The following is a 25007-nucleotide window of genomic DNA, read 5'->3' on the forward strand; positions in this document are numbered from 1 at the left end:
GCTCAGGCGAACCAGAGCGCGAGCTCGCGCGCGGCCGACTCGGGGCTGTCCGAACCGTGGACCAGGTTCTGCTGCACCTTGAGGCCCCAGTCGCGGCCCAGGTCACCACGGATCGTGCCGGGCGCGGCCGAGGTCGGGTCGGTGGTGCCGGCGAGCGAGCGGAAGCCCGCGATCGCACCGTTGCCGGCGACGCGCACGGCGACGACGGGACCGGACTGCATGAACTCGACGAGCGGCTCGAAGAACGGCTTGCCCTGGTGCTCCTCGTAGTGCGCGTCGAGCAGGTCACGCGGCGCGGTGAGCATCTTCAGGTCGACGAGCTCGTAGCCCTTCGCCTCGATCCGGCGGAGGATCTCACCGGTCAGCTGGCGGGCGACGCCGTCGGGCTTGACGAGGACGAGGGTCTCTTCGAAGTCGGACACGCAGTACTCCCTGTGTTCGGGGTCGAATGTGGTGGTCAGTCCTCGCCCATGGCCGCTCGGCGCGCGGCGTTCTGACGGTCCAGTTGACCGCCCTTGACGAAGCAGAAGACCCACAGCGCCAGGAACACCACGGCGACCGCGAACATGAAAGGTTCGATGAACCCGGTGGCGAGGATGGCCGCCTGCAGCAGCCACCCGAACCATACACCGGCCCGGTTGCCCGTCAGACGTGAGGCAGCTGCGAGGACGATGATCGCGCCGATGCCCCCGCCGAAGGCCGCTGCGGGCGGCAGCGTGCCCTTGCCGAAGACGACGAGCATGGGGAAGAAGAACATGATCGCCTCGAGTACAAGCGTGATCGAGAGCAGGCTCTCCTGCGCCCCGCGTTCGCGGCGCGGCTTCCGGGTGCGCGGTGCGCGGCCCGGCCGGGAGGCCCGTGGTGCGTCCGTCACTTCGCCTCGCCTTCGCGGTGCACGAGGTCCATGACCGCGCCCACCATCACGATGGAGCCCGCGACGAGCACGAGGGCGTCCTCGGCGTCGGCCTCGTCGGCCAGGCTGCGCGCTTCCTGCAGTGCGGACGCCAGGGACGGCTCGACGACGACGCGGTCCTCGCCGACCTCGTCGACGACGACCCGGGCGAACTCGTCCGCGTCGAGCGCACGCTCCCCCGGCGGCTGCGTCACGACGAACGTGGCGACGGTGTCCTTGAGCGCGCGGACGAACCCGCGGGCGTCCTTGTCGCCGAGGATCCCGACGACGCCGACGACGTGCTCGGACGGGAACGCGACCGGCAGCGCCTCGGCCAGGGCCTTCGCACCGTGCGGGTTGTGCGCGGCGTCGACGACGACGGTCGGGTCGGTCGCGATGGGCTGCAGGCGGCCGGGGCTGGTCGTGCCGGCGAGGCCCTCGGACAGGACGTCCTCGTCGAGGGCCTGGGCCCCGCGGCCGAGGAACGACTCGACCGCCGCGATGGCCACGGCGGCGTTCTCCGCCTGGTGCCGGCCGAACAGCGGCAGGAACAGGTCGTCGTAGCGGCCGGCGATGCCCTGCACGGTGATGAGCTGTCCGCCCACGGCCGGGGTGACGTCGACGACGCTGAATCCCTGCGAGCTCGGCCTGCCCGCCGCTCCGCGACGGTCAGGTACCGGCTCGAAGGGGCCCACCGTGCCCTCGACGGCCAGGGTGGACTCGGTGAGCTCGGCGGCGCGCTCGAGTTCGGCGAAGGCCTCGGGGACCTGCCGGCTCGACACCACGGCGGACGACGGCTTGACGATGCCCGACTTGGTGCGGGCGATCTCGGCCACCGTGGCACCGAGCTGCTTCGCGTGGTCGATGGCGATCGGCGTGAACACCGACACCTGGCTCTGCACGACGTTGGTGGAGTCCCACTCGCCGCCCATCCCGACCTCGATCACGGCGACGTCCACCGGGGCCTCGGCGAAGCACGCCAGGGCGAGCACGGTGAGCGCCTCGAAGAAGGTCAGCGGGAGTTCGCCCTTGTCGGCGAGCTCGCGGTCGGTGATCTCGAGCACCGGGGCGATGTCGTCCCAGTTCTCGACGAACCGGTCCGCCGCGATCGGCTGGCCGTCGACCACGATGCGCTCACGGATCGACACCAGGTGCGGGCTCGTCATCAGGCCGGTGCGCAGACCGTGCGCCCGGACGATGCTCTCGATGGTGCGCGCGGTCGACGTCTTGCCGTTCGTGCCCGTCACGTGGATCACCGGGTACGCCAGGTGCGGGTCGCCGAGCAGCTCGACGGCGCGGCGCGTGGCGGTCAGCCGGCGCTCGGGCGCCTGTTCGCCGATGCGGGCGTACAGGGCGGCCTCGACGCGGCGGACCTCGTCGTCGTCACCGCCGTAGGGCACGGCATCGGTCGGAGCGTCGCCGGAGGGGCCGACCGGGATCCGGATGCCGTCCTCGTCGCGACCGTCAAGCTCGTCGTGTCCGACGAACTCCTCGTTCGCCTCGTGGTCGTCGTACTGGTCGTGGTCACTCATGCGCGTGCTACCTCCACGGATACCTTCGCACCGTCACCGACGTCGGTGGTGGTGTCGTCCGCCCCGAGGGGCACGATCTCGACGCTCGTCGCCAGGGTCTCCCCGGCGATGAGCTCCTGGTGCGCGCGGACCGCGCCGTCGGCCGTGCTGTCCACCCGGAGGGTCAGGGCGATGCGGTCGCTGACGTCGAGGTCGGCGTCGCGGCGGGCCTGCTGGACGGCGCGGACGACGTCACGGGCGAGCCCCTCGGCCTCGAGCTCGGGCGTGGTCACGGTGTCGAGCACCACGAAACCGCCCTCGTCGAGGAACGCCACGGCCACCGAGGCGTCGGCCACGGTGAGATCGAGTGAGTACTCGCCCTCGATCAGGTCGACGCCACCGACGGTCACGCCGGAGTCGGTCGCGGTCCAGTCGCCCTTCTTGGCGGCCGGGATCACCTGCTGCACCTGCTTGCCGATGCGGGGGCCGGCGACGCGGGCGTTCACGGTGAGCTTCCGCTCGATGCCGTACTGCGCCAGGGACTCTTCCGCCTGGGCCTCGAGCACCACGCGCTTGACGTTGAGCTCGTCGCGCAGGATGTCGGCGAACGGTTCGACCGCGGCCGGGTCCGGCACCACCAGGGTCAGCGTGGCCAGGGGCAGGCGGACGCGCTTGCCGGTGGCCTTGCGGAGCGCCAGGCCCTTCGAGGCGACGTCGCGCACGCGATCCATCGCGTCGACGAGGGCGTCGTCGGCCGGGAACTCGTCGGGGGCAGGGAAGTCCGTCAGGTGGACGCTGCGTCCGCCGGTCAGGCCCTTCCAGATCTCCTCGGTGACGAGCGGCGCGAGCGGGGCGGCGACCCGGGTCAGGGTCTCGAGCACGGTGTACAGCGTGTCGAACGCCGCACGGGTCTCGGCGCCGGCGTCCGCGTCGGCCCCGGTCCAGAACTTGTCGCGCGAGCGACGGACGTACCAGTTCGTGAGCACGTCGGCGAAGTCGCGGACGGCCTGGGCCGCGAGCGGGGTGTCGAGCGCGTCGAGGTGCGTCCGGACGTCGGTGACGAGGACCCGGGTCTTCGCGAGCAGGTAGCGGTCGAGCACGTCGGTCGAGTCGGTCCGGCGCTGAGCCCGGTACCCGTCGGGACCCGAGGCGTTCGCGTACAGGGTGAAGAAGTAGTACGTCGACCACAGCGGCAGCATGAACTCGCGGACGCCCTGGCGGATGCCCTCCTCGGTGACGACGAGGTTGCCGCCGCGGATCACCGACGAGGACATCAGGAACCAGCGCATGGCGTCGGCACCGTCGCGGTCGAAGACCTCGGAGACGTCCGGGTAGTTCCGGAGCGACTTCGACATCTTCTGGCCGTCCGAGCCGAGGACGATGCCGTGGCTGATGACGTTCTGGAACGCCGGCCGGTCGAACAGCGCGGTGGAGAGCACGTGCATGACGTAGAACCAGCCGCGCGTCTGCCCGATGTACTCGACGATGAAGTCGGCCGGGCTGTGCGACTCGAACCACTCGCGGTTCTCGAACGGGTAGTGCACCTGGGCGTACGGCATCGACCCGGAGTCGAACCACACGTCGAACACGTCGGTGATCCGGCGCATCGTCGAGTTGCCCGTGGGGTCGTCGGGGTTCGGCCGCGTCAGGTCGTCGATGAACGGCCGGTGCAGGTCCACTTCGCCCTCGGCGTTCACCGGCAGCCGACCGAAGTCGCGCTCGATGTCGGCGAGCGAGCCGTACACGTCGGTGCGCGGGTACTCGGGGTCGTCGGACTGCCACACCGGGATCGGCGTGCCGAAGTAGCGGTTGCGCGAGACCGACCAGTCGATGGCGTTGCCGACCCACTTGCCGAACTGGCCGTCCTTGACGTTGTCCGGCACCCAGTTGATGTCCTGGTTGAGCTGGCCCATGCGGTCGCGGAGCTCGGTGACGCGGACGAACCACGACGAGACGGCCTTGTAGATGAGGGGCTTCCGGCACCGCCAGCAGTGCGGGTAGCTGTGCTCGTAGGACGCCTGGCGGAGCAGTCGCCCGGCGTCGCGGACGGCCTTGGTCAGCGGCTTGTTCGCGTCCGACCAGAGCATGCCGGCGACCTCGCCGAACTGCGACGTGAAGACGCCGCCCTCGTCGAGGGACAGCACGACGGGGATGCCGGCGGCGGCGCAGACCTCCTGGTCGTCGGCACCGTAGGCCGGGGCCTGGTGCACGATGCCGGTGCCCTCACCGGTCTCGACGTACTCGGCGACCAGGATGCGCCACGCGTTCTCGTAGCCCTCGGCGTCGGCCAGGAAGTCGAACAGCCGCTCGTACTCGACGCCGTCGAGCTCGGCGCCCGTCAGCGTGCGCGCGACGGCGGCGAGCGCCTCGTCACCCGAGGCGTAGCCGAGCTCCTTCGCGTGCGCGGCCACGGTGTCGGACGCGAGCAGGTAGGAGACGGAACCGGCGTCGGCACCGTCAGCCGCGCCTCCAGGCCCTGCCGGGACGACCGCGTACGCGATCTCCGGACCGACCGCGAGCGCGGCGTTCGTCGGGAGGGTCCAGGGGGTCGTCGTCCAGGCGAGCGCACGCACACCGGTCAGGTCGAGCGCGGAAGCGCGGTCGCCGTGCAGCGGGAACGAGACGGTGACGGACTGGTCCTGGCGCATCTTGTAGACGTCGTCGTCCATGCGCAGCTCGTGGTTGGACAGTGGCGTCTGGTCGTTCCAGCAGTACGGCAGGACCCGGAAGCCCTCGTACGCCAGGCCCTTGTCCCAGAGCTGCTTCCACGCCCAGAGCACGCTCTCCATGAAGGTGACGTCGAGGGTCTTGTAGTCGTCCTCGAAGTCGACCCAGCGCGCCTGGCGGGTGACGTACTCCTGCCACTCGTCGGTGTACTGCAGCACGGACTTCTTGGCGGCGGCGTTGAAGACGTCGATGCCCATGGCGTCGATCTCGTGCTTCTCGGTGATGCCGAGCCGGCGCATCGCCTCGAGCTCGGCGGGCAGGCCGTGGGTGTCCCAGCCGAAGCGGCGGTGCACCTGCTTGCCGCGCATGGTCTGGTAGCGCGGGAAGACGTCCTTGGCGTAGCCGGTCAGCAGGTGCCCGTAGTGCGGCAGGCCGTTGGCGAAGGGCGGGCCGTCGTAGAAGGTCCACTCCGGGCAGCCCTGTCGCGCGTCGATGGACGCCTGGAACGTGTCGTCGCGCTTCCAGAAGGCGAGGATGCCCCGCTCGACGGCGGGGAAGCTCGGCGAGGGGACGACGCCATCGGCATCGGCGTTCAACGGGTACGGCACCGGGACTCCTTGTGGGTTCGCTCGATCTCCACGAGGACGGAAACAGGTTCCGCGGTACCACCTCGTTTGCCGCCCAACGTGCGCTGTGCGACCACTCTGTGTCGGGGGTGGTGACGGTCCCGAACCCGCCCGGTTCTACTGACGGAGGCGCTGGTGCGCTCCGCGTTCTTCCGGAAGCTCCCCGGTGATGGCCGGATCGATGCTCTTGGAACTCGACTTTACCGGACGGGAGCATGCTTGAGTGATGCCCGCAGAAGATCGCCCCGAGTCACTCGTCACCGTCCTGATCGCGTTCGGGGCGAACCTGCTCGTCGCGATCGCGAAGACGGTCGCCTCGCTCGTGTCGGGTTCGGCGTCGATGGTGGCCGAGGCGGCGCACTCCTGGGCGGACACCGGCAACGAGGTGTTCCTGCTCGTCGCGGAACGACGGGGCGGCAAGAAGCGGGACACCGCGCACCCGCTCGGGTACGGACGCGAGACGTACATCTGGTCGATGTTCGCCGCGTTCGGCCTGTTCACGGCCGGTGCGATCGTCTCGATCTACCACGGCATCTCGGAGTTCGGGGACACCGGGCCAGCCGAGGACGTCGTGCTCAACTACGTCGTGCTCGGGGTCGCGTTCCTGCTCGAGGGCACGAGCTTCCTGCAGGCGTACCGGCAGGCGCACGGTGCCGCGACGAAGCGCAAGGTCCCGGTGCTGCGGCACGTGCTGCAGTCGTCGAACCCGACGCTCCGTGCGGTGTTCGCCGAGGACGCGGCGGCGCTGATCGGCCTGGTCGTGGCGTTCCTCGGGGTGTTCCTGCACCAGGTCACCGGGCTGGCGGTCTTCGACGCGCTCGGCTCCATCGCGATCGGTGTGCTGCTCGGGGTCGTGGCGATCGTCCTGATCGACCGCAACCGCCGGTTCCTGCTCGGCGAGAGCACGTCCCCCGAGCTCGAGAACGCGGTGCTCGTCGAGCTGCTGGGCCGGTCGCAGGTCGAGCGGGTCACCTACCTGCACCTGGAGTTCGTGGGGCCGTCGCGGGTGTACCTCGTCGCGGCCGTCGACCTGACGGGCAACGAGACCGAGGAGCACGTGGCGGTGCGGTTGCGCGACGTGGAGCAGTCGCTCGAGGACAGCCCGTACATCGAGGAGGCCGTCCTCACCCTGAGCTACCCGGGCGACGAGTCGCTGGTGCCGACCGACGGCGACGTGCCCGAGGTCGTGCGCGACGGCACCGCTTCGGACGTGGCGTCCGGGGGCGCGGGGACCCTGCGCACGGAGTGAGCGTCGACTGGGCGCGCGGGTGGTCGGGTTCGTGTCGCAAGACGCCTGCGTGTCAGCGAGACGCCGCCATGTGCTCGAGACGCCGCCGGTTTCAGCGGCGTCTCGCCGGCGAGGCGGCGTCAGGTGAAGACGCCGGCGTGTTCCGTGAGCGACAGAGCGTCGGACGGGAGGCGCGGTGCCGGGCCGCCACGGGCCTCCCGTCCGCCGCCCGTCACGTCCACCGCCCCGCGCGCGGCCCGTGGGACGCCGGCGTGTCAGCAAGACGCCGCCATGTACTCGAGACGCCGCAGGATTCAACGGCGTCTCGCCGTCGAGGCGGCGTCGCGCGAAGACGCCGGCGCGTCAGCGGGCGTCGAGGCCCGCGACCACCGGAGTGAGTGCCGCCGCGACGTACTCGACGAGCGCACGGCGGCCGACCCCGTCGGTGACCCACACCCCGAACGCCGCGGCGGCGGCACCGAGCATCGCGCCGGACACCGTCTGCGGCCAGAGTGAGCGCTGCTGCTCCCCCGTGCGGCCGGCGACGAAGGCGGCGACGGCCTCGTGCTGCGCCGTCACCCGGACCGCGACGCCCGCCACCAGCTCGGGCCCGATGCCCATCACCTCGGCCTGCGCGACGGCCCACGGCACCCGCTCGGGGTCGTGGGCACGGGCTGCTGCGAGCAGCGCCTGTTCGACGGCCCGCACGACGCTCGGCTCGGTCGAGGCGGCGAGGTACCCGGGCAGCCCGGCGACGGCGGCGTCGAGTTCGAGCCACATCACGTCGGCCTTCGCCGGGAAGTAGTTGAAGAACGTCGCACGGCTGACCCCGGCGCGGGCGGCGATCTGGTCGACCGTGGTGCGTCCGTACCCCTGCTCGAGGAAGAGCTCGGCGGCGGCGTCCGCGAGCACCTCGGCGCTCGAGCGTCGGGGTCGGCCACCGCGGCGGATCGGTTCGTCCATGGGCCCCAGTAAACCGCTAGACTCGGTCAGCCATGATCTTGGACTCAGTACAGAAAACCCTCACCGCCGTCGCGGGCGCCTCCGCGGTCCTGCTCGTCCTGGCTGCCTGCAGCGGACCGGGCACGAGCACCGGCAGCAGCACCCCGGTCGCGGGCGGCACGCTCACCTACGCCTCCGGCGACGCCGAACCGACCTGCCTCGACCCGCACGTCGGCGGCAACTACCCGCAGGCACTCCTGGCGACGCAGTACATCGAGGAGCTCGTCGGGCTCGAGGACGGCAAGCCCACGCCGGAGCTCGCGACGAAGTGGAGCACGAGCGACGACGGGAAGACCCTGACGTTCACCCTGCGTGACGACGTCTCCTTCACCGACGGCACCCCGTTCGACGCCGCCGCGGTCGTGGCGAACATCGAGCACGTGCAGGACCCGGCCACCGCCTCGAGCACGGGCTACCTGGCGCTGCAGTCCATCACGAAGGCGACCGCCACCGACGAGCGCACCGTCACGCTGACGCTGAGCCGGCCGGACAGCGCGCTGCTCGAGTCCTTCTCGCAGCCCTGGGTGGGCATGGAGTCCCCGAAGGCGCTCGAGCGCAAGCAGGCGACGAACTGCGAGTCCCCCGTCGGCACCGGCCCCTTCGAGGTCACCGGTTGGAAGCACGGCGACCGCGTCACCCTGACGAAGAACGCCGACTACTGGGGCGCGACGAAGCCGCGCCTGTCCGGCATCACGTGGCGGTTCCTGCCGGACTCGACCTCGCGCTACGCCGCACTGCAGTCCGGTCAGGTCGACGTGATCGACAACGCCCAGCCCGACCAGCTCAAGGCCGCGTCGGCGAAGGGCGCCATCCGCGACCTCGACGCCCCACGCCCCGGCGCCTCGAACCGGCTCGAGCTGAACTCCGGGCACGGGGTGTTCCGCGACGAAGCGGTGCGCCAGGCCTTCATCGCCGGTGCCGAGATCGACCCCGGCCTGCAGTCGCTGTTCCTCAGCACCGCGAAGCGCTCGTACTCGGTGCTCTCGAGCGCGGAGCCGCTCGCGTACTCCGAGAAGAGCCGGTTCGACTACTCCCCCACCAAGGCGAAGCAGCTCCTCGACGACGCCGGGTGGAAGGTCGGGTCCGACGGCATCCGCGAGAAGGACGGCCAGCAGCTCACCGTGACGTTCCCCGTCTCGACGAACCAGTCGGTGCCGGCCGAGCGCAGCCTGTTCCAGCAGATCCAGGCGTCCGAGAAGGCCGTCGGGTTCAAGGTCGTGCTCGACGAACTCGACCTGTCCAGCTGGTACGCCGCCCTCGCCGCGAACGAGTACGACGTCGTCAGCGCCCCGTACACGAAGGTCGGTCCCGACGTCCTGCGCATCCTGTACGACAGCGCGAGCATCGAACCCGCACCGTCCGGCTACTTCGCGAACCTCGCCCAGCTCGACGACCCCGACGTCGACCGGCTGCTCGAGCAGGCCGCCCGCACCTCGGACGCCGACGAGCGCGCCGACCTGTACGAGCAGGCGCAGAAGGCGATCCTGGCGAGCGACACCGTGCTCCCCCTGTACGACCAGCAGAACCACTTCCTGGTGCGCTCGTCCGTGCACGGCATCCGGACCACCCCGGTCTCGACGCCGTGGTTCGGCACCGCCTGGATCGACCGCTGACACGGATGCGGTGGGTCTGGTGGGCCGTCCGGCGGCTCGCCGGGGGCATCGGCGTGCTCTGGGCCGTCGCGACGATCGTCTTCGTCGCGATCCGGCTCATCCCCGGTGACCCGGCGCTCGCGATCCTCGGCGGACCGGGTTCGCAGGCCTCGGCCGAGGCCGTCGCCCAGGTCCGCCACGAGTACGGCCTCGACCAGCCGGTCCTGGTGCAGTACGCGGTGTTCCTCGGACGCCTGGCATCCGGGCAGCTCGGCGACTCGTACGCCTTCCGCACCCCGGTCGCGACGCTCCTCGCCCAGCAGCTGCCCGTCACGCTGACGCTCGCGGTCGCCGGCCTCGTCGTCGCCTGGGTGCTGGCGATCGTCGCCGCCTGGGCCTCGACGCAGCGCGGCCGGATCGCCGCCGGGCTCACCAGCGCCCTGAGCGTCACCGCGAGCGTGATGCCGCACTTCTGGCTCGGCAGCGTGCTCATCGTGGTGTTCGCCACGTCCCTGGGGTGGGTGCCGGCGGTCAGTGACGGCACAGCGCGCGGCTGGGTGCTGCCGGTACTGACCGTGGCCGTGCCGGTCGCCGGGTACCTGGCCGAGACCGTGCGCGACGGCGTGGTCGACGCGCAGCGCTCGGCCTTCGCACTCGCCGCCCGGGGTCGGGGCGAGACCCGCCTCGGCCTGTTCGGACGGCACCTGCTCCGGCACGCCGCCCTGCCCGGGATCGCGCTGTCCGCGTGGGCCTTCGGGTCGCTCGTCTCCGGAGCCGTGGTCGTGGAGTCCGTGTTCGCCCTGCCCGGCATCGGCCGCGCCCTGGTCACCGCGGTCACCCAGCGGGACATGCCGCTCGTCGCCGGCATCGCGATGGTGTCGGCGGCCGCGTACGTCGTCGTGCTGGCCGTGGCCGACCTGGTCGAGCGTGCCGTCGACCCGCGCAGCACCGCACGGAACGCGGCCCTGCGCCCCGGTGGTGCGCAACGCCGTGGCCCCGGCCGCCCGGCGGGCGCGCGGTGAGCGGGATCGCCGACCCGGGCCTCCAGACCGGAGCGCCCGGCCACCAGACCGCCGCCGGCACCGAGCGCGTCCGTGGGGGGACGCTCGGCGCCGGCGGCATCGCCGCGGGGGTGGTCGTCCTGGTCGCCGTCGTGGCGGCGGCGTGGCCCGCCCTGCTCGGCGGCGGGGACCCGCTCGCGGTGCATCCCGCAGATGCCCTGGCCGCGCCGAGCGGCGCGCACCCGTTCGGCACCGACGAGTCCGGACGTGACGTCCTGGCACGGGTGGTCGCAGGGACCCGGGCATCGCTCGTCGTCGGCGTCGCCGCGACCCTGATCGGCGGCGGCGTGGGCGTCCTGCTCGGCGTCGTCGCCGGTCTCGGTGCCGGAGCCGGACGACTCGGACGACTGCTCGACGCCGTCATCGGCCGCGTCACCGAGGTCGCGTTCGCCCTGCCGCTGCTGCTCGTCGCCCTCGTCGTCATCGCCGTGACCGGTCCGGGTCCGGTGCCGGCGGTGCTCGCGGTCGGGTTCGCGACCGCTCCCGGCTACGCCCGGATCGTGCGGGGCCTGGTCCGGGCCGCCCGGAGTTCGCAGGTGGTCGAGACGGCGGTGCTGCTCGGCCGCTCCCCCGCCCGCACCGTGGTCCGGCACGTGCTGCCGACGGCGCTCTGGCCCGTCGTCGCCGTCGCCACGCTCGGGGTCGGGCAGGCGGTCGTGTGGGCCTCGGCGCTGAGCTACCTCGGTGTCGGCACGCCCCCGCCCGCGCCGGAGTGGGGCGCGATGCTCGCCGACGGTCGCACCTACCTGCAGACCGCGCCGTGGATGAGCACCTTCCCCGGACTCGCGATCGTGGTGCTCGCGACCGCCGTCACCGTGCTCGGCCGGGCGATCCGACGGACCGGGGCCGCGCGGTGAGCGCCGTCCTCGACGTCCGCGGGCTCACCGTCACCATCGGCGGCACCCCGATCGTGCACGGTGTCGACCTGCGCGTCGACTCCGGCGAGTGCGTCGCCCTGGTCGGGGCGTCCGGCTCCGGCAAGACCGTCACCGCCCGCGCCGTGCTCGGTCTGTCCGCGCCCGGAGCCGCCGTGCACGCCGACGTGTTCACGGTCGACGGCGTCGACGTCGGCGGGTACACGGACCGGCGGTGGCGTCGGCTGCGGGGATCGCGGGTCGGCTACGTCGGCCAGGAGGCCCTGGGCGCGTTGGACCCGCTGCGCCCCGTCGGGCGCGAGGTCGCCGACAGCCTCCGCCTGCACACCGAGATGCGTGCGGCCGAGCGCGTGGACGCCGTGCGCGACGCCCTGGCCGCGGTGGGCCTCGACCCGGACACCGCGACCGACGGCCGGCTCGCCGGGACACTGTCGGGCGGGATGCGACAGCGGGCCCTCATCGCCGCGGCGACCGTCGGGTCCCCCGCGCTGCTGGTCGCCGACGAACCGACGACGGCGCTCGACGCCGGGGTCGCCGTCACCGTGATGGAACAGCTGCGGGCGGCGCAGACCCGGGGTGCCGGATTGCTCGTCATCACGCACGACCTGGGGCTCGTCGCGGGGTGGGCCGACCGGGTCGCGGTCGTGCACGAGGGCCGCATCGTCGAGCAGGGTGCGGTCACCGAGGTCTTCGCGGCGCCGGTGCACCCCGCGACCCGGGCGCTGGTGCGTGCTGCCGGCGCTGCGGCGGCTGCGGCTGCGCCCGCTGTGGTTCGGTGCGAGGTTCCGGATGCCGTGCGAGGCGTCGAGGCTCGCACGGCATCCGGAACCTCGCACGGTTCGGAGCCGACCTCGCACGGTGCGAGGGACGTGCTCGCGGCGCAGGGGCTCTCGCGCGGCTACGGCGGGGTGCTCGCGGTGGACGACGTGTCGTTCGGGCTCGAGCGCGGCCGGGTGCTCGGGGTGATCGGCGCCTCGGGCTCGGGCAAGACGACGCTCGCGCGGATGCTCCTCGGGCTCGAGACACCCGACGCCGGCACGGTCACGCTCGACGACGAACCCTGGGTCCCGCTCCCCGAACGCGAGCGACGCCCCCGACGGCACCGGGTCGCGGCCGTCGTGCAGGACCCCGGCGCGACGTTCGACGAACGGTGGAACGTGGAGCGGGTCCTCGCCGACGCGTTCTCACGCGGTGACGAACGGCGGGCGCGCGGTGCGCTCGGCGAACGGGTCGACGCGGCACTGCGGCAGGTCGACCTCGACCCCGTGCTGCGGTCCCGCTCCCCCCGCACCCTGTCCGGCGGGCAACGACAGCGGCTCGCGATCGCCCGTGCGCTGGCGACCGACCCCGAGGTGATCGTGCTCGACGAGCCGGTGACCGCCCTCGACGCCACGGTGCAGGACGCCGTGCTGCGGCTCCTCGAACGGCTCCGCGACGAGACCGGCGTGGCGATGGTGTTCGTGTCGCACGACCTCCGGGCGGTCCGGCGGATGGCCGACGACGTCCTCGTGGTGCACCGCGGCGCGGTCGTCGAGCACGGCCCCGCCGCCGAGGTCTTCGCGCGCCCGGCGCACCCGGTGACCGCGCGGCTGCTGCACGCCGCGGAGCGGTTGGCAGCCGGCCCCGCAGCGGGGACCGCAGCCGGCCTCGCGGGCTGAGCGACCGTCCACGCGCGCTCGCACCCGTGGACTGTCGCTGCGCGCGTGACGTGACCGACGGCCCTGAACGGCCAGGAGGCCCGGTGCGCGTCCGTGACGGACGTGCACCGGGCCTCCTGGCCGGGTTGCCGCGGGGCGGCCCCGTGGTCAGGAACCGGAGGGTTCCTTCTGGGCGTCGGCCGAGATGATCGGGATCTCGCTCGTCGAGAAGTCCTTCGCCCAGTCGGACTGCGCGAGCTCCGACGTCGGGTCGTTGTAGTCCTCGATCACGCCGGCGATCTCGTCCTCGGAGCCGACCGTCGGGCCGGAGCCCATGAGCGGGCTCGCGGCGGTCTCCTTGGTGAAGTACACCGCGACCAGGCCGATCACGGCGGCGAGCATCAGGTAGAACGCGGGGATGTCCTCGGCCCAGCCGTACCCGGCGTCCTTCGCGGCGTTGATGAGCGCGGCGGTCGCGAGCGGGGTGGTCCCGCCGAAGAGCGACACCGACACGTTGAACGCGATCGCCAGGGCGCCGTAGCGGATGATCGTCGGGAACAGCGCGGGCAGCGTCGACGGCATGGTCGAGGTGAACGTGACCAGGACGACGCCGAGGATCAGCAGGCCGGCGAAGACGCCGACACCGGTGCCGGTCTGGACCAGCTTGAGGGCCGGCCAGGACAGCAGGATGAAGCCGATGCAGCCGGCGGCGAGCACCGGACGGCGCCCGAACTTGTCGGACAGCCGGCCACCGAAGGTGATGACGACCATCATGAGCAGCATCACGATGACGATGAGGATCAGGCCGAAGGTGGCGTTCTGGCCGAGGTTCTGCTCGAGGTAGGTCGGCATGTACGACAGCAGCATGTAGTCGGTCACGTTGAAGACCAGGACCAGACCGATGCAGATGATGAGCGAGCGCCAGTTCTCGGCGAAGAGCTTGAGGAACGGGGTCTTCTGGCCCTCGCGCTCGGCGGCCTGCTCCTGCTGCTTCTGGAACGCCGGGGTCTCCTCGAGCTTGAGGCGCAGGTAGAGGCCGATCAGGCCGAGGGGGCCCGCGATGATGAACGGGATGCGCCAGCCCCAGCTGAGCAGGGCGTCCTCGGACAGGCCGAACTGCAGGCCGGTGACGATCGAGGCGCCGAGCACGTAGCCGGCGAGGGTGCCGAACTCGAGCCACGAGCCCATGAAGCCGCGGCGCTTGTCGGGCGAGTACTCGGCGATGAAGGTCGCGGCGCCGCCGTACTCACCACCGGTCGAGAAGCCCTGCACGAAGCGGGCGACGAGCAGCAGGACCGGGGCCCAGAAGCCGATCGTGTCGTACGACGGGATCAGGCCGATCATGAGCGTGCCGGCGGCCATCAGGATCATCGTCAGCGCGAGGACCTTCTGGCGGCCGATCTTGTCGCCGATCGGGCCGAACACGGCGCCACCGATCGGGCGCACGATGAACGCTGCGGCGAAGAAGCCGAACGTGGCGACGATGTTCGCGGCCGGGTCACCCTGCGGCAGGAACACCTGCGAGATGGTGACCGTCAGGTACGCGAAGATGCCGAAGTCGAACCACTCCATGGCGTTGCCGAGCGCGGCAGCCGCGACGGCACGCTTGAGCAGCGACTCCTCGACGACGGTGACGTCGTCCTTCGTCAGATCGCGACGAGCGCGCTTCGCGGCGCCCTTCGTGCGCAACGGCCGATCGCCGTGCGGGTGGGGTGCGTTGTTCGGTGCCAAGTCGTTCCTCCGGGGTGCGGTGCTTCCTTCGGGCGTCCGGCGGACGGCGACGTTGCAGCTCCTGCGAACCCTGCGCTCGCCGGACAAACCCAGGAAGACTAGCAGGCTCCGGGCGTGTCCGACAGTTCGGTGTGCTAGGCGCTGCTCGGTGATGGCCGTGAGCGCCCGGTCGTCCGCCTGCGTGCGCGTGCGCGGCCGCTACGATTGGGGCACCGCGCGTCAGGCGCGGAACACTCAGGCACCTCATCACGGACTCGGTGCCGCACACACGTACGGAAGGCACACCCATGACCAAGCCCATGCCCGAGAAGCCCAGCGTCGACGGACTGGAGCAGGTCTGGGGGCCGGTCTGGGAACAGGACGGCACCTACCGCTTCGACCGCGACGCCGCCGGTCACCGCGACGCCGTCTGGTCGATCGACACCCCGCCGCCCACCGCCTCCGGCTCGCTGCACATCGGGCACGTGTTCTCGTACACGCACACCGACCTCAAGGCCCGGTTCGAGCGCATGCGCGGCAAGCACGTCTTCTACCCGATGGGCTGGGACGACAACGGTCTGCCCACCGAGCGCCGTGTGCAGAACTACTACGGCGTCCGCTGCGACCCGACCCTGCCGTACGACCCCGAGTTCACGCCGCCGTTCGAGGGCGGGGACGGCAAGTCCTCGAAGGCCGCCGACCAGCTGCCCGTGTCGCGCCGCAACTTCATCGAGCTGTGCGAGCGCCTGACCGTGCAGGACGAGCAGCAGTTCGAGGAGCTCTTCCGCACCCTCGGCCTGTCGGTCGACTGGACCCAGTCGTACCGCACCATCGACGACACCTCGCGGGCCAGCGCCCAGCGCGCGTTCCTGCGCAACCTCGAGCGCGGTGAGGCCTACCAGGCCGACGCCCCGACCCTGTGGGACGTCACGTTCCGCACCGCGGTCGCGCAGGCCGAGCTCGAGGACAAGGAGATGCCCGGCGCGTACCACGGCATCGCCTTCCACCGCACCGACGGCGGCGACGACGTCGTCATCCAGACCACCCGCCCCGAGCTCCTGCCGGCCTGCGTCGCCCTGGTCGCCCACCCGGACGACGAGCGGTTCCAGGACCTCTTCGGCACCACGGTCCGCTCCCCCCTGTTCGACGTCGAGGTCCCGGTGCTCGCACACCACCTGGCGCAGAAGGACAAGGGCGCCGGCATCGCGATGGTCTGCACCTTCGGTGACACCACCGACGTCGTGTGGTGGCGCGAGCTGCAGCTGCCGAACCGCGCGATCATCGGCTTCGACGGCCGCGTGCGCTCGGACGAGCCCGCCTGGATCGAGTCCGCGACGGGCCAGGAGCTCTACGCCGAGATGGCCGGCAAGACCGTGTTCTCGGCCAAGAAGGTCGTCGTCGACGCCCTGACCGAGTCCGGCGAGCTGATCGGTGACGTCAAGACCATCCAGCACCCGGTGAAGTTCTTCGAGAAGGGCGACAAGCCCCTCGAGATCGTGTCGACCCGCCAGTGGTACATCGTCAACGGGGCGCGCGACGAGCAGCTGAAGAGCACGCTCCGCCGGCGCGGCGAGGAGATCGCGTTCCACCCGGACTTCATGCGCGTCCGCTACGACAACTGGGTCGGTGGCCTGTCCGGCGACTGGCTCATCTCGCGCCAGCGCTTCTTCGGCGTGCCGCTGCCCGTCTGGTACCCGCTCGACGCCGACGGCAACCCGGTGTTCGACCAGCCGATCGTCCCGACCGAGGCACAGCTGCCGGTCGACCCGGCCTCCGAGCCCGCCCCCGGCTTCACCGAGGACCAGCGCGGCGTACCCGGCGGGTTCCAGGGCGAACTCGACGTCATGGACACCTGGGCCACCTCGTCGCTCACGCCGCAGCTCGCGGGCAAGTGGGAGACCGACCCGGCGCTCTACGACCTGGTGTACCCGTACGACGTCCGCCCGCAGGCGCAGGACATCATCCGCACCTGGCTGTTCACGACCGTGCTCCGCAGCCAGCTCGAGGCCGACGTGGTGCCGTGGAAGCACGCCTCCATCTCCGGCTTCATCGTCGACCCCGACCGCAAGAAGATGTCGAAGTCGAAGGGCAACGTCGTCACGCCGCTGTCCATCCTCGAGCAGCACGGCGCCGACGCGGTCCGCTACTGGGCGGCCTCGTCCAAGCTCGGCACGGACGCGGCGTTCGACCCGCAGAACCCGAAGCAGATCAAGGTCGGCCGTCGTCTGGCGATCAAGGTGCTCAACGCGGCGAAGTTCGTCTACGGCTTCCCGCTGCCCGAGGGCGCCACGAGCGTCACCGAGGCGCTCGACGTCGACATGCTCGCCGAGCTCGGTGCCGTCGTCGAGCAGGCCACCGCGGCGTTCGACGGGTTCGACCACGCCCGTGCCCTCGAGATCACCGAGCGCTTCTTCTGGACGTTCTGCGACGACTACCTGGAGCTCGTGAAGGAGCGCGCATACGGCACCGCGTCCGACGCGACGCACGAGACGCAGGCGAGCGCGGTCCTGGCGCTGCGCGGCGCGATCGACGTGCTGCTCCGACTGCTGGCACCGTTCCTCCCGTACGCGACGGAGGAGGTGTGGGCCTGGACCCACGACACCAGCGTGCACCGGGCCTCCTGGCCGACAGCGGCCGACCTGCCGACCGACGCGGCCCCCACCGGGCTGCTCGCGGCCGTCGGACAGGCGCTCATCGGGATCCGCGGTGCGAAGACGGCGGCGAAGGCGTCCCAGAAGACGCCCGTGACGCGTGCGGTCGTCGCGGCGCCCGCCGAGACGCGGGTGCTCATCGAGCGCGCGGCGGTCGACCTCGCGGCCGTCGGCCGCATCGAGAACCTGTCGTTCGTCGACGGCGACGAGCTCGCCGTCACCGAGATCGAGCTCGCGGAGCAGCAGGCGTAACGTCGCCTGTCCGGGCCGGGTCGCCTTGGTGACCCGGCCCGTCAACCACCGGACTGGAGGCACGGATGCAGTTGGGCACACGCTGGAACGTGGGTGGGGAGCCGCCTGCGCGACTACCCGAGACGATGGTCGTCGCCGTGCGCGGGGTCGAGGACGAGCTGGCGGCGGAGTCCGTCGACACGGCGACGTGGGGCTGGACCCTGACGTTCCTGGAGGGCAAGCCGATCGTCGAGCTCGACGACGGCACCTCGATCCACCTCGACGCGCTCGGGCACGCCCAGGTGACGAACCCCGACGACGCGGGCGAAGAGGACTAGCGCGGGCTGCGCGCTGCGCGCTGCGCGCTGCGGGCTGCGCGCTGCGCGCGGTTCGCTTGGAGTGCAGAAATGGTCGGGTCCCCGGTGGGAACCCGACCATTTGTGCTCACGATGCGGGCGCCCCCGCCGGGGAGCGCCCGCGTGATCGCCGAGGGATCAGGACTCGGCGAGCCAGGTGCGCAGGACCTCGTTCACCTCGGCGGTGTGCGTGGTGAGCAGGCCGTGCGGGGCGCCCTCGATCTCGACGTACTCCGCCGCGGGCAGTGCCTGGGTGAAGCGTCGGCCGGTGGCGTCGATGGGCAGGATGTTGTCCGACGTGCCGTGCACGATCAGGGCGGGGACGGTGACCTTCGGGATGTCCTGACGGAAGTCGGTCGGCCAGGTCAGGGGTGCGGCCGCGGACGCGATCGAGCCGGAGCCGGCCGCGATGTTCCAGGCGTTGCGGACCTGCTCCTCGGAGATGCGGGTGCCGAGGTTCTCCGACAGGTTGAAGAAGTCCTGGTAGAAGTTCGTGAAGTACGCGTAACGGTCCTTCGCCACGTCGGCGGCGATGCCCTCGAAGAACGACATCGGGCCGGCGCCGTCGGGGTTGTCGTCGGTGATGGCGAGGAACGGCTCGAGCGAGGCGAGGAACGCGACCTTCGCGATCCGGTCCTCACCGTGGCGGCCGATGTAGCGGGCGATCTCGCCGGTGCCCATCGAGAAGCCGACGAGGATCACGTCGCGCAGGTCGAGGGTCTCGAGGACCGTGTGCAGGTCGTCGGCGAAGGTGTCGTAGTCGTAGCCGGTGGACGGCTGCGAGGACTGGCCGAAGCCACGGCGGTCGTACGTGATGACGCGGTAGCCGGCCTCGAGGAGCATCGGGACCTGCCCTTCCCACGAGTTGCCGTCGAGGGGAAAGCCGTGGATCAGCACGATCGGCTGCCCCTGGCCCTTGTCCTCGTAGTGGAGTTCGATGTCGACGCTGTTCTCGGTTCCGACGGTGATGGCACCCATGATCGTTCCTTCCCTGAGTATCGCGGAGAACGATCGTTCTCCGCCGATGTGGACTACAGTAGAGAACGCCCGTTCCCGGCGCAAGTCGAGAGCGGTGAACACTCAGGGAACGGGGTACACACATGGCCACCAGCACCGTCGAGCCGGACGTCCGAGCACACATCGTCGAGGTCGCGGACCAGCTGTTCTACACGCGCGGGATCCAGTCCGTGGGGATGGACGAGATCCGCACGGGCGCCGGGGTCTCCCTCAAGAAGCTGTACGCGGCGTTCCCCGGCAAGGAACAGCTCATCGCCGCGGTGCTCGCCGGCCGCCACGACATGTGGGAGCAGGGCGTGCACGGCGCGGTCGAGGCTGCGGCCAGCCCGCGCGACAAGCTCCTGGCGGTCTACGACTTCCTGGAGTCGTGGTTCGGCGACGACACGTTCCGCGGCTGCGGGTTCATCAACGCGTTCGGCGAGCTCGGGGCGACCTCGCCCGCCGTCGCCGAGATCGCGCGCGAGCACAAGGACTCGTTCCAGCAGTTCGTGCAGCGGCTCACCGCCGAGGTCGTCGCCGACCCCGAGCACGCCGAGGAACTCGCCGCGCAGCTCGCACTGCTCGCCGAGGGCGCGCAGACCACCGCGGCCATCGCCGGCACCACGGCGCCGGCCGCGCACGCGCGTCGTGCCGCGGTGACCCTGATCGACGCCGCGATGCGCTGACACGCGATCCGGGACGGACGGGAGGCCCGTGGCGATGCCGCCACGGGCCTCCCGTCCGTCTGTTGGTCGCGCCGGGCGCGGGTGCGTCTGCCGGGCCGATCCGGGCGTACCTGGTCGTTCCGGGCGTACCGGGTCGGTTCTTTCGACCAGGTATGCCCGATCCCGCTTCTCAGTCCGGGTGTCATGGGAAGGAACGGACTCCGGTACCCGTGCATAGGGTGGGCAGATGGCAACCCCGTTCGACGTCCCGAGCACCCTCCCCTACGCCCTGCCGCCCTTCGGCGACGTGCGACTCGAGCACTACCGACCGGCGTTCGAGGCCGGCATGGCCGAGCAACGCGCCGAGGTCGAGGCCATCGCCACCGACCCGCACGCCCCGACGGTCGAGAACACCCTGGTCGCACTCGAGCGATCCGGGCAGCTGCTGACCCGCGTCAGCCACGTGTTCTTCACGCTGTCGTCGGCCGACTCGACCCCGGAGCTGCACGACCTCGAGGCCGAGGTCTCCCCGCTCCTCGCCGCCCACCGCGACGCGATCACGCTCGACTCCCGTCTGTACGCCCGCGTGCAGGAGGTGCTCGACGGTGCCGAAGCCGCCGGGCTGACCGGTGAGGCGCTGCGCCTGGTCGAGCGGACCCACGCCGAGATGACCCTGGCGGGGGCGGGCCTCGACGACGCGGGCAAGGAGCGTCTGACCGCGATCAACCAGGAGCTCTCGACCCTCACGACGACCTTCGAGCGGAACCTGCTCGAGGACACCAACGCCTCCGCCGTGCACGTGACGAACGAGGACGAGCTCGAGGGGCTCGACGACGGGGCGAAGTCCGCCGCTGCCGCCGCTGCCGCCGACCGGGGTCTGGACGGCTGGCTCATCACGCTGCCGCTCTACACCGGACACCCGTGGCTGTCGTCACTGGCCAACCGTGACCTGCGCGAGCGGATCATGCGCGCCTCGCTCGCCCGTGGTCGTCGCGGCAACGAGTACGACAACCGCGACGTGCTGCTCCGCATCGTCCGGCTCCGCGCCGAGCGCGCCGAGCTGCTCGGGTTCCCGAACCACGCCGCGGTGGTCACCGCCGACGAGACGGCGAAGACCCCCGAGGCCGTCGACGGGCTGCTGTCCTCACTCGTCGGCGCCGCCGCCCGGAACGCCGACGACGAACGCGCGGTCCGGTCGCGCACGGTCGGGTTCGACATCGAGTCATGGGACTGGGCGTACGCCACCGAGATCCTGCGTGGCGAGCAGTTCGCCGCGGACAGCACCGCGCTCCGCCCGTACTTCGAGGCCGACCGGGTCCTGCACGACGGGGTCTTCCACGCCGCCGGTGTCCTGTACGGCCTGACCTTCACCGAGCGCCCGGACCTCCACGGCTACAACGACGAGGTCCGGGTCTTCGAGGTCACCGGCGACGACGGCGAGCCCGTGGGGCTGTACCTGCTCGACCTCTACACGCGCGACGGCAAGCGCGGCGGCGCCTGGATGAACCCGGTCGTCGAGCAGTCCGAGCTGCTCGGCACCCTGCCCGTCGTGGTCAACAACCTCAACGTCGCGAAGCCGTCCGCCGGCTCCCCCACCCTGCTCATCCAGGACGAGGTCGAGACGCTCTTCCACGAGTTCGGCCACGCCCTCCACGGCCTCATCGCCCGCACCACCTACCCGCGGTTCTCCGGCACGAACGTCGAGCGGGACTTCGTCGAGTTCCCGAGCCAGGTGAACGAGATGTGGCTGTCGTGGCCGCCCGTGCTGGCGAACTACGCGAAGCACCACGAGACCGGAGCACCCCTGCCGCCCGAGCTCGTCCTGGGGCTCAGCGAGTCCGAGGGGTTCAACGAGGGCTTCGGCACGACCGAGTACCTCGCCGCAGCGCTGCTCGATCAGGCGTGGCACCGGCTGTCGGCGGCCGACGCCGCGGCGGTGACGTCCGTCGAGGACTTCGAGCGGGACGCCCTGGCCGCCGCCGGCATCGCGGTCGAGGCCGTGCCGCCGCGCTACTCGTCGACGTACTTCGCGCACACGTTCTCGGGCGGGTACGACGCCGGGTACTACGGGTACATCTGGTCCGAGGTGCTCGACGCCGACACGGTGGAGTGGTTCCGCGACAACGGCGGGCTGGACCGGGAGGCCGGCAAGCGGTTCGCCGAGCGTCTGCTCGGGGTCGGCGGGGCGAAGGACCCGCTCGAGGCGTACCGGGACTTCCGCGGCCGCGACGCCGAGGTCGGGCCGCTGCTGCGCCGCCGCGGGCTGGAGTAGGCGGCGCACGGCACGAACGACGAAGGCCCGCACCGATCACGGTGCGGGCCTTCGCGCTGAGGGCGACGAAGCGGGCTACGCCGACTTCTCGACGCGCTTGGCCCGAGGCCGCGGCACGATCGTCGGCGCCGCGTTCTCGAGCACGGACTCGCGGGTGATCACCACGCGCGCGACGTCGTCGTCGGACGGGACGTCGAACATCACCGGGCCGAGGACCTCTTCGAGGATCGCCCGGAGCCCACGGGCGCCCGTCTGGCGCAGCACCGCGAGGTCCGCGATGGCCTCGAGCGCACCCTGGTCGAACTCGAGCTCGACGCCGTCGATCTGGAACATCCGCTGGTACTGCTTCACCAGCGCGTTCTTCGGCTCGGTCAGGATCTGCATGAGCGCCGCCTGGTCGAGCTGCGACACCGTGGTGACGACGGGCAGACGACCGATGAACTCGGGGATCAGACCGAACTTGTGCAGGTCTTCCGGCAGCACCTCGGAGTACAGGTCCTGGTGGTCGGACGCGCTGTGCAGGGGTGCCCCGAAGCCGATCCCGCGCTTGCCGACGCGCGAGGACACGATGTCCTCGAGCCCGGCGAACGCACCCGCCACGATGAACAGCACGTTCGTCGTGTCGATCTGGATGAACTCCTGGTGCGGGTGCTTGCGGCCGCCCTGCGGCGGGACCGAGGCGACCGTGCCCTCGAGGATCTTGAGCAGCGCCTGCTGCACGCCTTCGCCCGAGACGTCGCGGGTGATCGACGGGTTCTCGGCCTTGCGGGCGATCTTGTCGACCTCGTCGATGTAGATGATGCCGGTCTCGGCGCGCTTCACGTCGTAGTCGGCGGCCTGGATGAGCTTGAGGAGGATGTTCTCGACGTCCTCGCCGACGTAGCCGGCCTCGGTCAGGGCGGTGGCGTCCGCGACGGCGAACGGCACGTTGAGACGCTTGGCCAGCGTCTGCGCCAGGTACGTCTTGCCGCAGCCGGTCGGGCCGATGAGCAGGATGTTCGACTTGGCGATCTCGATGTCGTCGCGGTCTTCGGCGGCGGTGATCTGCCCCTGCGCCCGGATGCGCTTGTAGTGGTTGTAGACGGCCACGGCGAGGGCGCGCTTCGCCGGGTCCTGCCCGATGACGTACTCCTGCAGGAAGTCGAAGATCTCCCGCGGCTTGGGCAGTTCGAAGTCCCCGCTCGAGGTGTCCTCGCCGGCTTCGGCCAGACGTTCTTCGATGATCTCGTTGCAGAGCTCGACGCACTCGTCGCAGATGTAGACGCCCGGTCCGGCGATGAGCTGCTGGACCTGCTTCTGGCTCTTGCCGCAGAACGAGCACTTGAGGAGATCGCCGCTCTCTCCGATGCGTGCCATTCCCGTGCCTCCCTGATTGGACATGCCGGCCGCGCTGTCGCACCACCGCTGGTGCACCGCTGCTGGTGGGCACCTCGTCGTGGACACGAGCCTAACCGCAACCGGTGACACCGACCGTGATGCCCCTCCGGAATCCGCCCGCGCGTTCGCCCAGGGCGTGCGAGCCTGCTACGGTGATCCGGACTTCTCTACATCTTGTAGAACAGCAGGTGCAGAACCACCCCGGAAGGAACCCCATGCAGAAGCGTCTCGCCGCCGGCGGCGCCGTCACCCTCGGTGTCGCAGCCGTCATCGTCCTCGGCAGCGCCACGGCGGCCAGCGCGCACGTGTCCGCCACGGCCACGTCGACCGCAGCGAACTCGTACACCACCGCGACCTTCTCGGTCCCGCACGGCTGCGACGGCTCCCCCACGACGAAGATCCAGTTCCAGGTGCCGGAGTCCGTCATCGAGGTCACGCCCACCGTGAACCCGAACTGGACGATCACGAAGGCGACGGAGCCCTACACCGACCCGTCGGCGTCGGCATCGGACGAGGACCACGCCGAGACGGCCGCCGAGCGTGTCACCAGCGTCACCTACACCGCGAAGACCCCCCTGCCCGCCGACGAGCGCGACACCTTCGCACTCTCGTTCTCGCTGCCGGACGGCAAGGCCGGTGACCTGGTCGAGTTCCCCGCGATCCAGACCTGCGAGAAGGGCAGCGTCGAGTGGAACCAGGAGCAGCAGGCCGGCGAAGCCGAGCCCGAGCACCCGGCCCCCTCGATCACGCTGACCGCCGCCGAGGCGACGGACGACGACGGCGACCCGATCGCCGCGACCCCGACGGCCGAGGCCGCCGGTGCGACCGCCTCGAGCGACCCCGACCTGGTCGGCCGCTTCCTCGGCCTCGGCGGCCTGGTGCTCGGCGCCGTCGCCCTGGTCGTCGCCGTCGCCGGCACGCGTCGTCGGAGCTCCGCCAAGTGACGCAGCGCGGCTCGCGTCGGTCCCGGTCACGGTCCTCTGCCTGGAGGCTCGTGGCCGGTTCCGCCGCGGCCGTCGCGATCGCCGGTGGTACGGTCCTCGGGCTCGCCGGTCCGGCCAGCGCGCACAACTACCTGATCTCGTCCGACCCGGAGGTCGGCGGCACCCTGACCGAGCTGCCGAAGACGTTCGACATCACGACGAACGACAAGCTGCTCGACATCGGCGACTCGGGGTCCGGGTTCGCGTTCCGCATCGTCGGCCCGGACGGCAGGTACTACGAGGACGGCTGCGTCGACGTCGAGGGGCCGTCGATGACCACGGCCGCCGCACTCGGCGACTCCGGCAAGTACACCGTCGAGTGGCAGATCGTCTCCGCCGACGGGCACACCGTGTCCGACGAGTACCCCTTCACGTGGAAGGCACCGTCGGGCTCCACCCCGGCCTCGGGTGCGGCGAAGCCCCCGACCTGCGCCACCGCCGGTGACGACGACGCCGGCTCGGACACCACCACCGGCACCGCCTCGGGGTCGAGCGGCTCGGCGGCGTCCGACGCGATCTGGATCGGCGCCGGTGGCGTCGTGCTGGTCGGCGTGGTCGTCGCGGTGCTGCTGCTCCTGCGCCGCAAGCCGGCCCCGGAGTCCGACGACACCGAGGACTGACCACCGCGCAACGACGAAGGCCCCGCACCGTTCGGTGCGGGGCCTTCGTCGTTCC

19 protein-coding genes are annotated in these 25007 nt (G+C 71.3%); 11 read left to right on the plus strand and 8 right to left on the minus strand.

All coding sequences use genetic code 11. The features are described from left to right. Positions 1 to 2: 2 nt before the first annotated feature. Genes ndk through ileS form a run of 4 tightly spaced genes read right to left on the minus strand, consistent with a single transcriptional unit; the run spans position 3 to position 5678 of the window. Complete coding sequence (gene ndk / locus DEJ21_RS06890) at positions 3 to 422, minus strand: nucleoside-diphosphate kinase (RefSeq protein ID WP_017885984.1); 420 nt, start codon at positions 420 to 422, stop codon at positions 3 to 5. 35 nt (positions 423 to 457) lie between these two features. Further along, positions 458 to 874: a DUF4233 domain-containing protein gene (locus DEJ21_RS06895; protein ID WP_051596525.1), complete on the minus strand. Its 417-nt coding sequence runs from the start codon at positions 872 to 874 to the stop codon at positions 458 to 460. Continuing rightward, entirely contained in the window at positions 871 to 2424 is a 1554-nt protein-coding gene (locus DEJ21_RS06900) for a folylpolyglutamate synthase/dihydrofolate synthase family protein (RefSeq protein WP_181435809.1), read from the minus strand. Before DEJ21_RS06900 ends, DEJ21_RS06895 begins: the two co-directional genes overlap by 4 nt. Continuing rightward, positions 2421 to 5678 (minus strand): isoleucine--tRNA ligase, encoded by a 3258-nt coding sequence (ileS, locus tag DEJ21_RS06905; protein WP_111224122.1) that lies wholly within the window; start codon positions 5676 to 5678, stop codon positions 2421 to 2423. The genes DEJ21_RS06900 and ileS overlap by 4 nt, the downstream gene beginning before the upstream one ends. 244 nt (positions 5679 to 5922) lie before the next feature. Here ileS and DEJ21_RS06910 point away from each other — a divergent pair, with 244 nt between their 5' ends. Then, entirely contained in the window at positions 5923 to 6945 is a 1023-nt protein-coding gene (locus tag DEJ21_RS06910; protein WP_111224123.1) for a cation diffusion facilitator family transporter, read from the plus strand. Between the two features lie 342 nt (positions 6946 to 7287). Here DEJ21_RS06910 and DEJ21_RS06915 read toward each other — a convergent pair whose 3' ends face one another. Next, positions 7288 to 7887, minus strand: a complete 600-nt coding sequence (locus DEJ21_RS06915) for a TetR family transcriptional regulator (RefSeq protein ID WP_111047651.1) — start codon at positions 7885 to 7887, stop codon at positions 7288 to 7290. Positions 7888 to 7919: 32 nt separating this feature from the next. On the opposite strand from DEJ21_RS06915, the gene DEJ21_RS06920 reads away from it, so the two are divergent. From DEJ21_RS06920 to DEJ21_RS06935, 4 genes are read left to right on the plus strand one after another with little or no spacing between them, the layout of a single operon-like run. Further along, the gene (locus DEJ21_RS06920) at positions 7920 to 9539 is read left to right on the plus strand and encodes an ABC transporter substrate-binding protein (RefSeq protein ID WP_111224124.1); all 1620 of its coding nucleotides are present in this window, start codon (positions 7920 to 7922) and stop codon (positions 9537 to 9539) included. A gap of 5 nt (positions 9540 to 9544) precedes the next feature. Next, positions 9545 to 10540: an ABC transporter permease gene (locus DEJ21_RS06925; protein ID WP_111030532.1), complete on the plus strand. Its 996-nt coding sequence runs from the start codon at positions 9545 to 9547 to the stop codon at positions 10538 to 10540. Beyond that, a complete protein-coding gene (locus DEJ21_RS06930) occupies positions 10537 to 11436 on the plus strand; it encodes an ABC transporter permease (RefSeq protein ID WP_111224125.1) in 900 nt (299 codons plus the stop codon). Before DEJ21_RS06925 ends, DEJ21_RS06930 begins: the two co-directional genes overlap by 4 nt. Further along, a complete protein-coding gene (locus tag DEJ21_RS06935; RefSeq protein ID WP_111224126.1) occupies positions 11433 to 13112 on the plus strand; it encodes an ABC transporter ATP-binding protein in 1680 nt (559 codons plus the stop codon). The genes DEJ21_RS06930 and DEJ21_RS06935 overlap by 4 nt, the downstream gene beginning before the upstream one ends. A gap of 147 nt (positions 13113 to 13259) precedes the next feature. On the opposite strand, the gene proP is transcribed toward DEJ21_RS06935, so the two are convergent. Next, positions 13260 to 14822: a glycine betaine/L-proline transporter ProP gene (gene proP, locus DEJ21_RS06940; RefSeq protein WP_246552629.1), complete on the minus strand. Its 1563-nt coding sequence runs from the start codon at positions 14820 to 14822 to the stop codon at positions 13260 to 13262. 287 nt (positions 14823 to 15109) lie between these two features. On the opposite strand from proP, the gene valS reads away from it, so the two are divergent. Then, positions 15110 to 17704 carry a valine--tRNA ligase gene (valS, locus tag DEJ21_RS06945; RefSeq protein WP_258374901.1) on the plus strand — a complete coding sequence of 865 codons (2595 nt, stop codon included), beginning with the start codon at positions 15110 to 15112 and terminating at the stop codon, positions 17702 to 17704. Between the two features lie 65 nt (positions 17705 to 17769). Further along, complete coding sequence (locus DEJ21_RS06950; RefSeq protein ID WP_027464702.1) at positions 17770 to 18021, plus strand: hypothetical protein; 252 nt, start codon at positions 17770 to 17772, stop codon at positions 18019 to 18021. Positions 18022 to 18177: 156 nt separating this feature from the next. Here DEJ21_RS06950 and DEJ21_RS06955 read toward each other — a convergent pair whose 3' ends face one another. Next, positions 18178 to 19017 carry an alpha/beta fold hydrolase gene (locus DEJ21_RS06955; protein ID WP_110864860.1) on the minus strand — a complete coding sequence of 280 codons (840 nt, stop codon included), beginning with the start codon at positions 19015 to 19017 and terminating at the stop codon, positions 18178 to 18180. Between the two features lie 122 nt (positions 19018 to 19139). On the opposite strand from DEJ21_RS06955, the gene DEJ21_RS06960 reads away from it, so the two are divergent. Both DEJ21_RS06960 and DEJ21_RS06965 read left to right on the plus strand, forming a co-directional pair. Next, positions 19140 to 19721, plus strand: coding sequence for a TetR/AcrR family transcriptional regulator (locus DEJ21_RS06960; protein ID WP_027464700.1), 582 nt, complete (start codon positions 19140 to 19142; stop codon positions 19719 to 19721). Between the two features lie 226 nt (positions 19722 to 19947). Then, positions 19948 to 21972, plus strand: a complete 2025-nt coding sequence (locus tag DEJ21_RS06965; RefSeq protein ID WP_111224127.1) for a M3 family metallopeptidase — start codon at positions 19948 to 19950, stop codon at positions 21970 to 21972. A 75-nt stretch (positions 21973 to 22047) separates the two neighbouring features. Here the strand turns inward: DEJ21_RS06965 and clpX are convergent, their stop codons facing one another. Next, positions 22048 to 23328 carry an ATP-dependent Clp protease ATP-binding subunit ClpX gene (gene clpX, locus DEJ21_RS06970; protein WP_111224128.1) on the minus strand — a complete coding sequence of 427 codons (1281 nt, stop codon included), beginning with the start codon at positions 23326 to 23328 and terminating at the stop codon, positions 22048 to 22050. Positions 23329 to 23564: 236 nt separating this feature from the next. On the opposite strand from clpX, the gene DEJ21_RS06975 reads away from it, so the two are divergent. Both DEJ21_RS06975 and DEJ21_RS06980 read left to right on the plus strand, forming a co-directional pair. Next, positions 23565 to 24293 carry a YcnI family protein gene (locus DEJ21_RS06975; RefSeq protein WP_181435810.1) on the plus strand — a complete coding sequence of 243 codons (729 nt, stop codon included), beginning with the start codon at positions 23565 to 23567 and terminating at the stop codon, positions 24291 to 24293. 50 nt (positions 24294 to 24343) lie between these two features. Beyond that, positions 24344 to 24952 (plus strand): copper resistance CopC family protein, encoded by a 609-nt coding sequence (locus DEJ21_RS06980; RefSeq protein WP_181435811.1) that lies wholly within the window; start codon positions 24344 to 24346, stop codon positions 24950 to 24952. Positions 24953 to 25007 lie beyond the last annotated feature (55 nt).

The organism is Curtobacterium sp. MCSS17_006 (genome assembly GCF_003234215.1).
Taxonomy (GTDB): Bacteria; Actinomycetota; Actinomycetes; order Actinomycetales; family Microbacteriaceae; genus Curtobacterium; species Curtobacterium flaccumfaciens.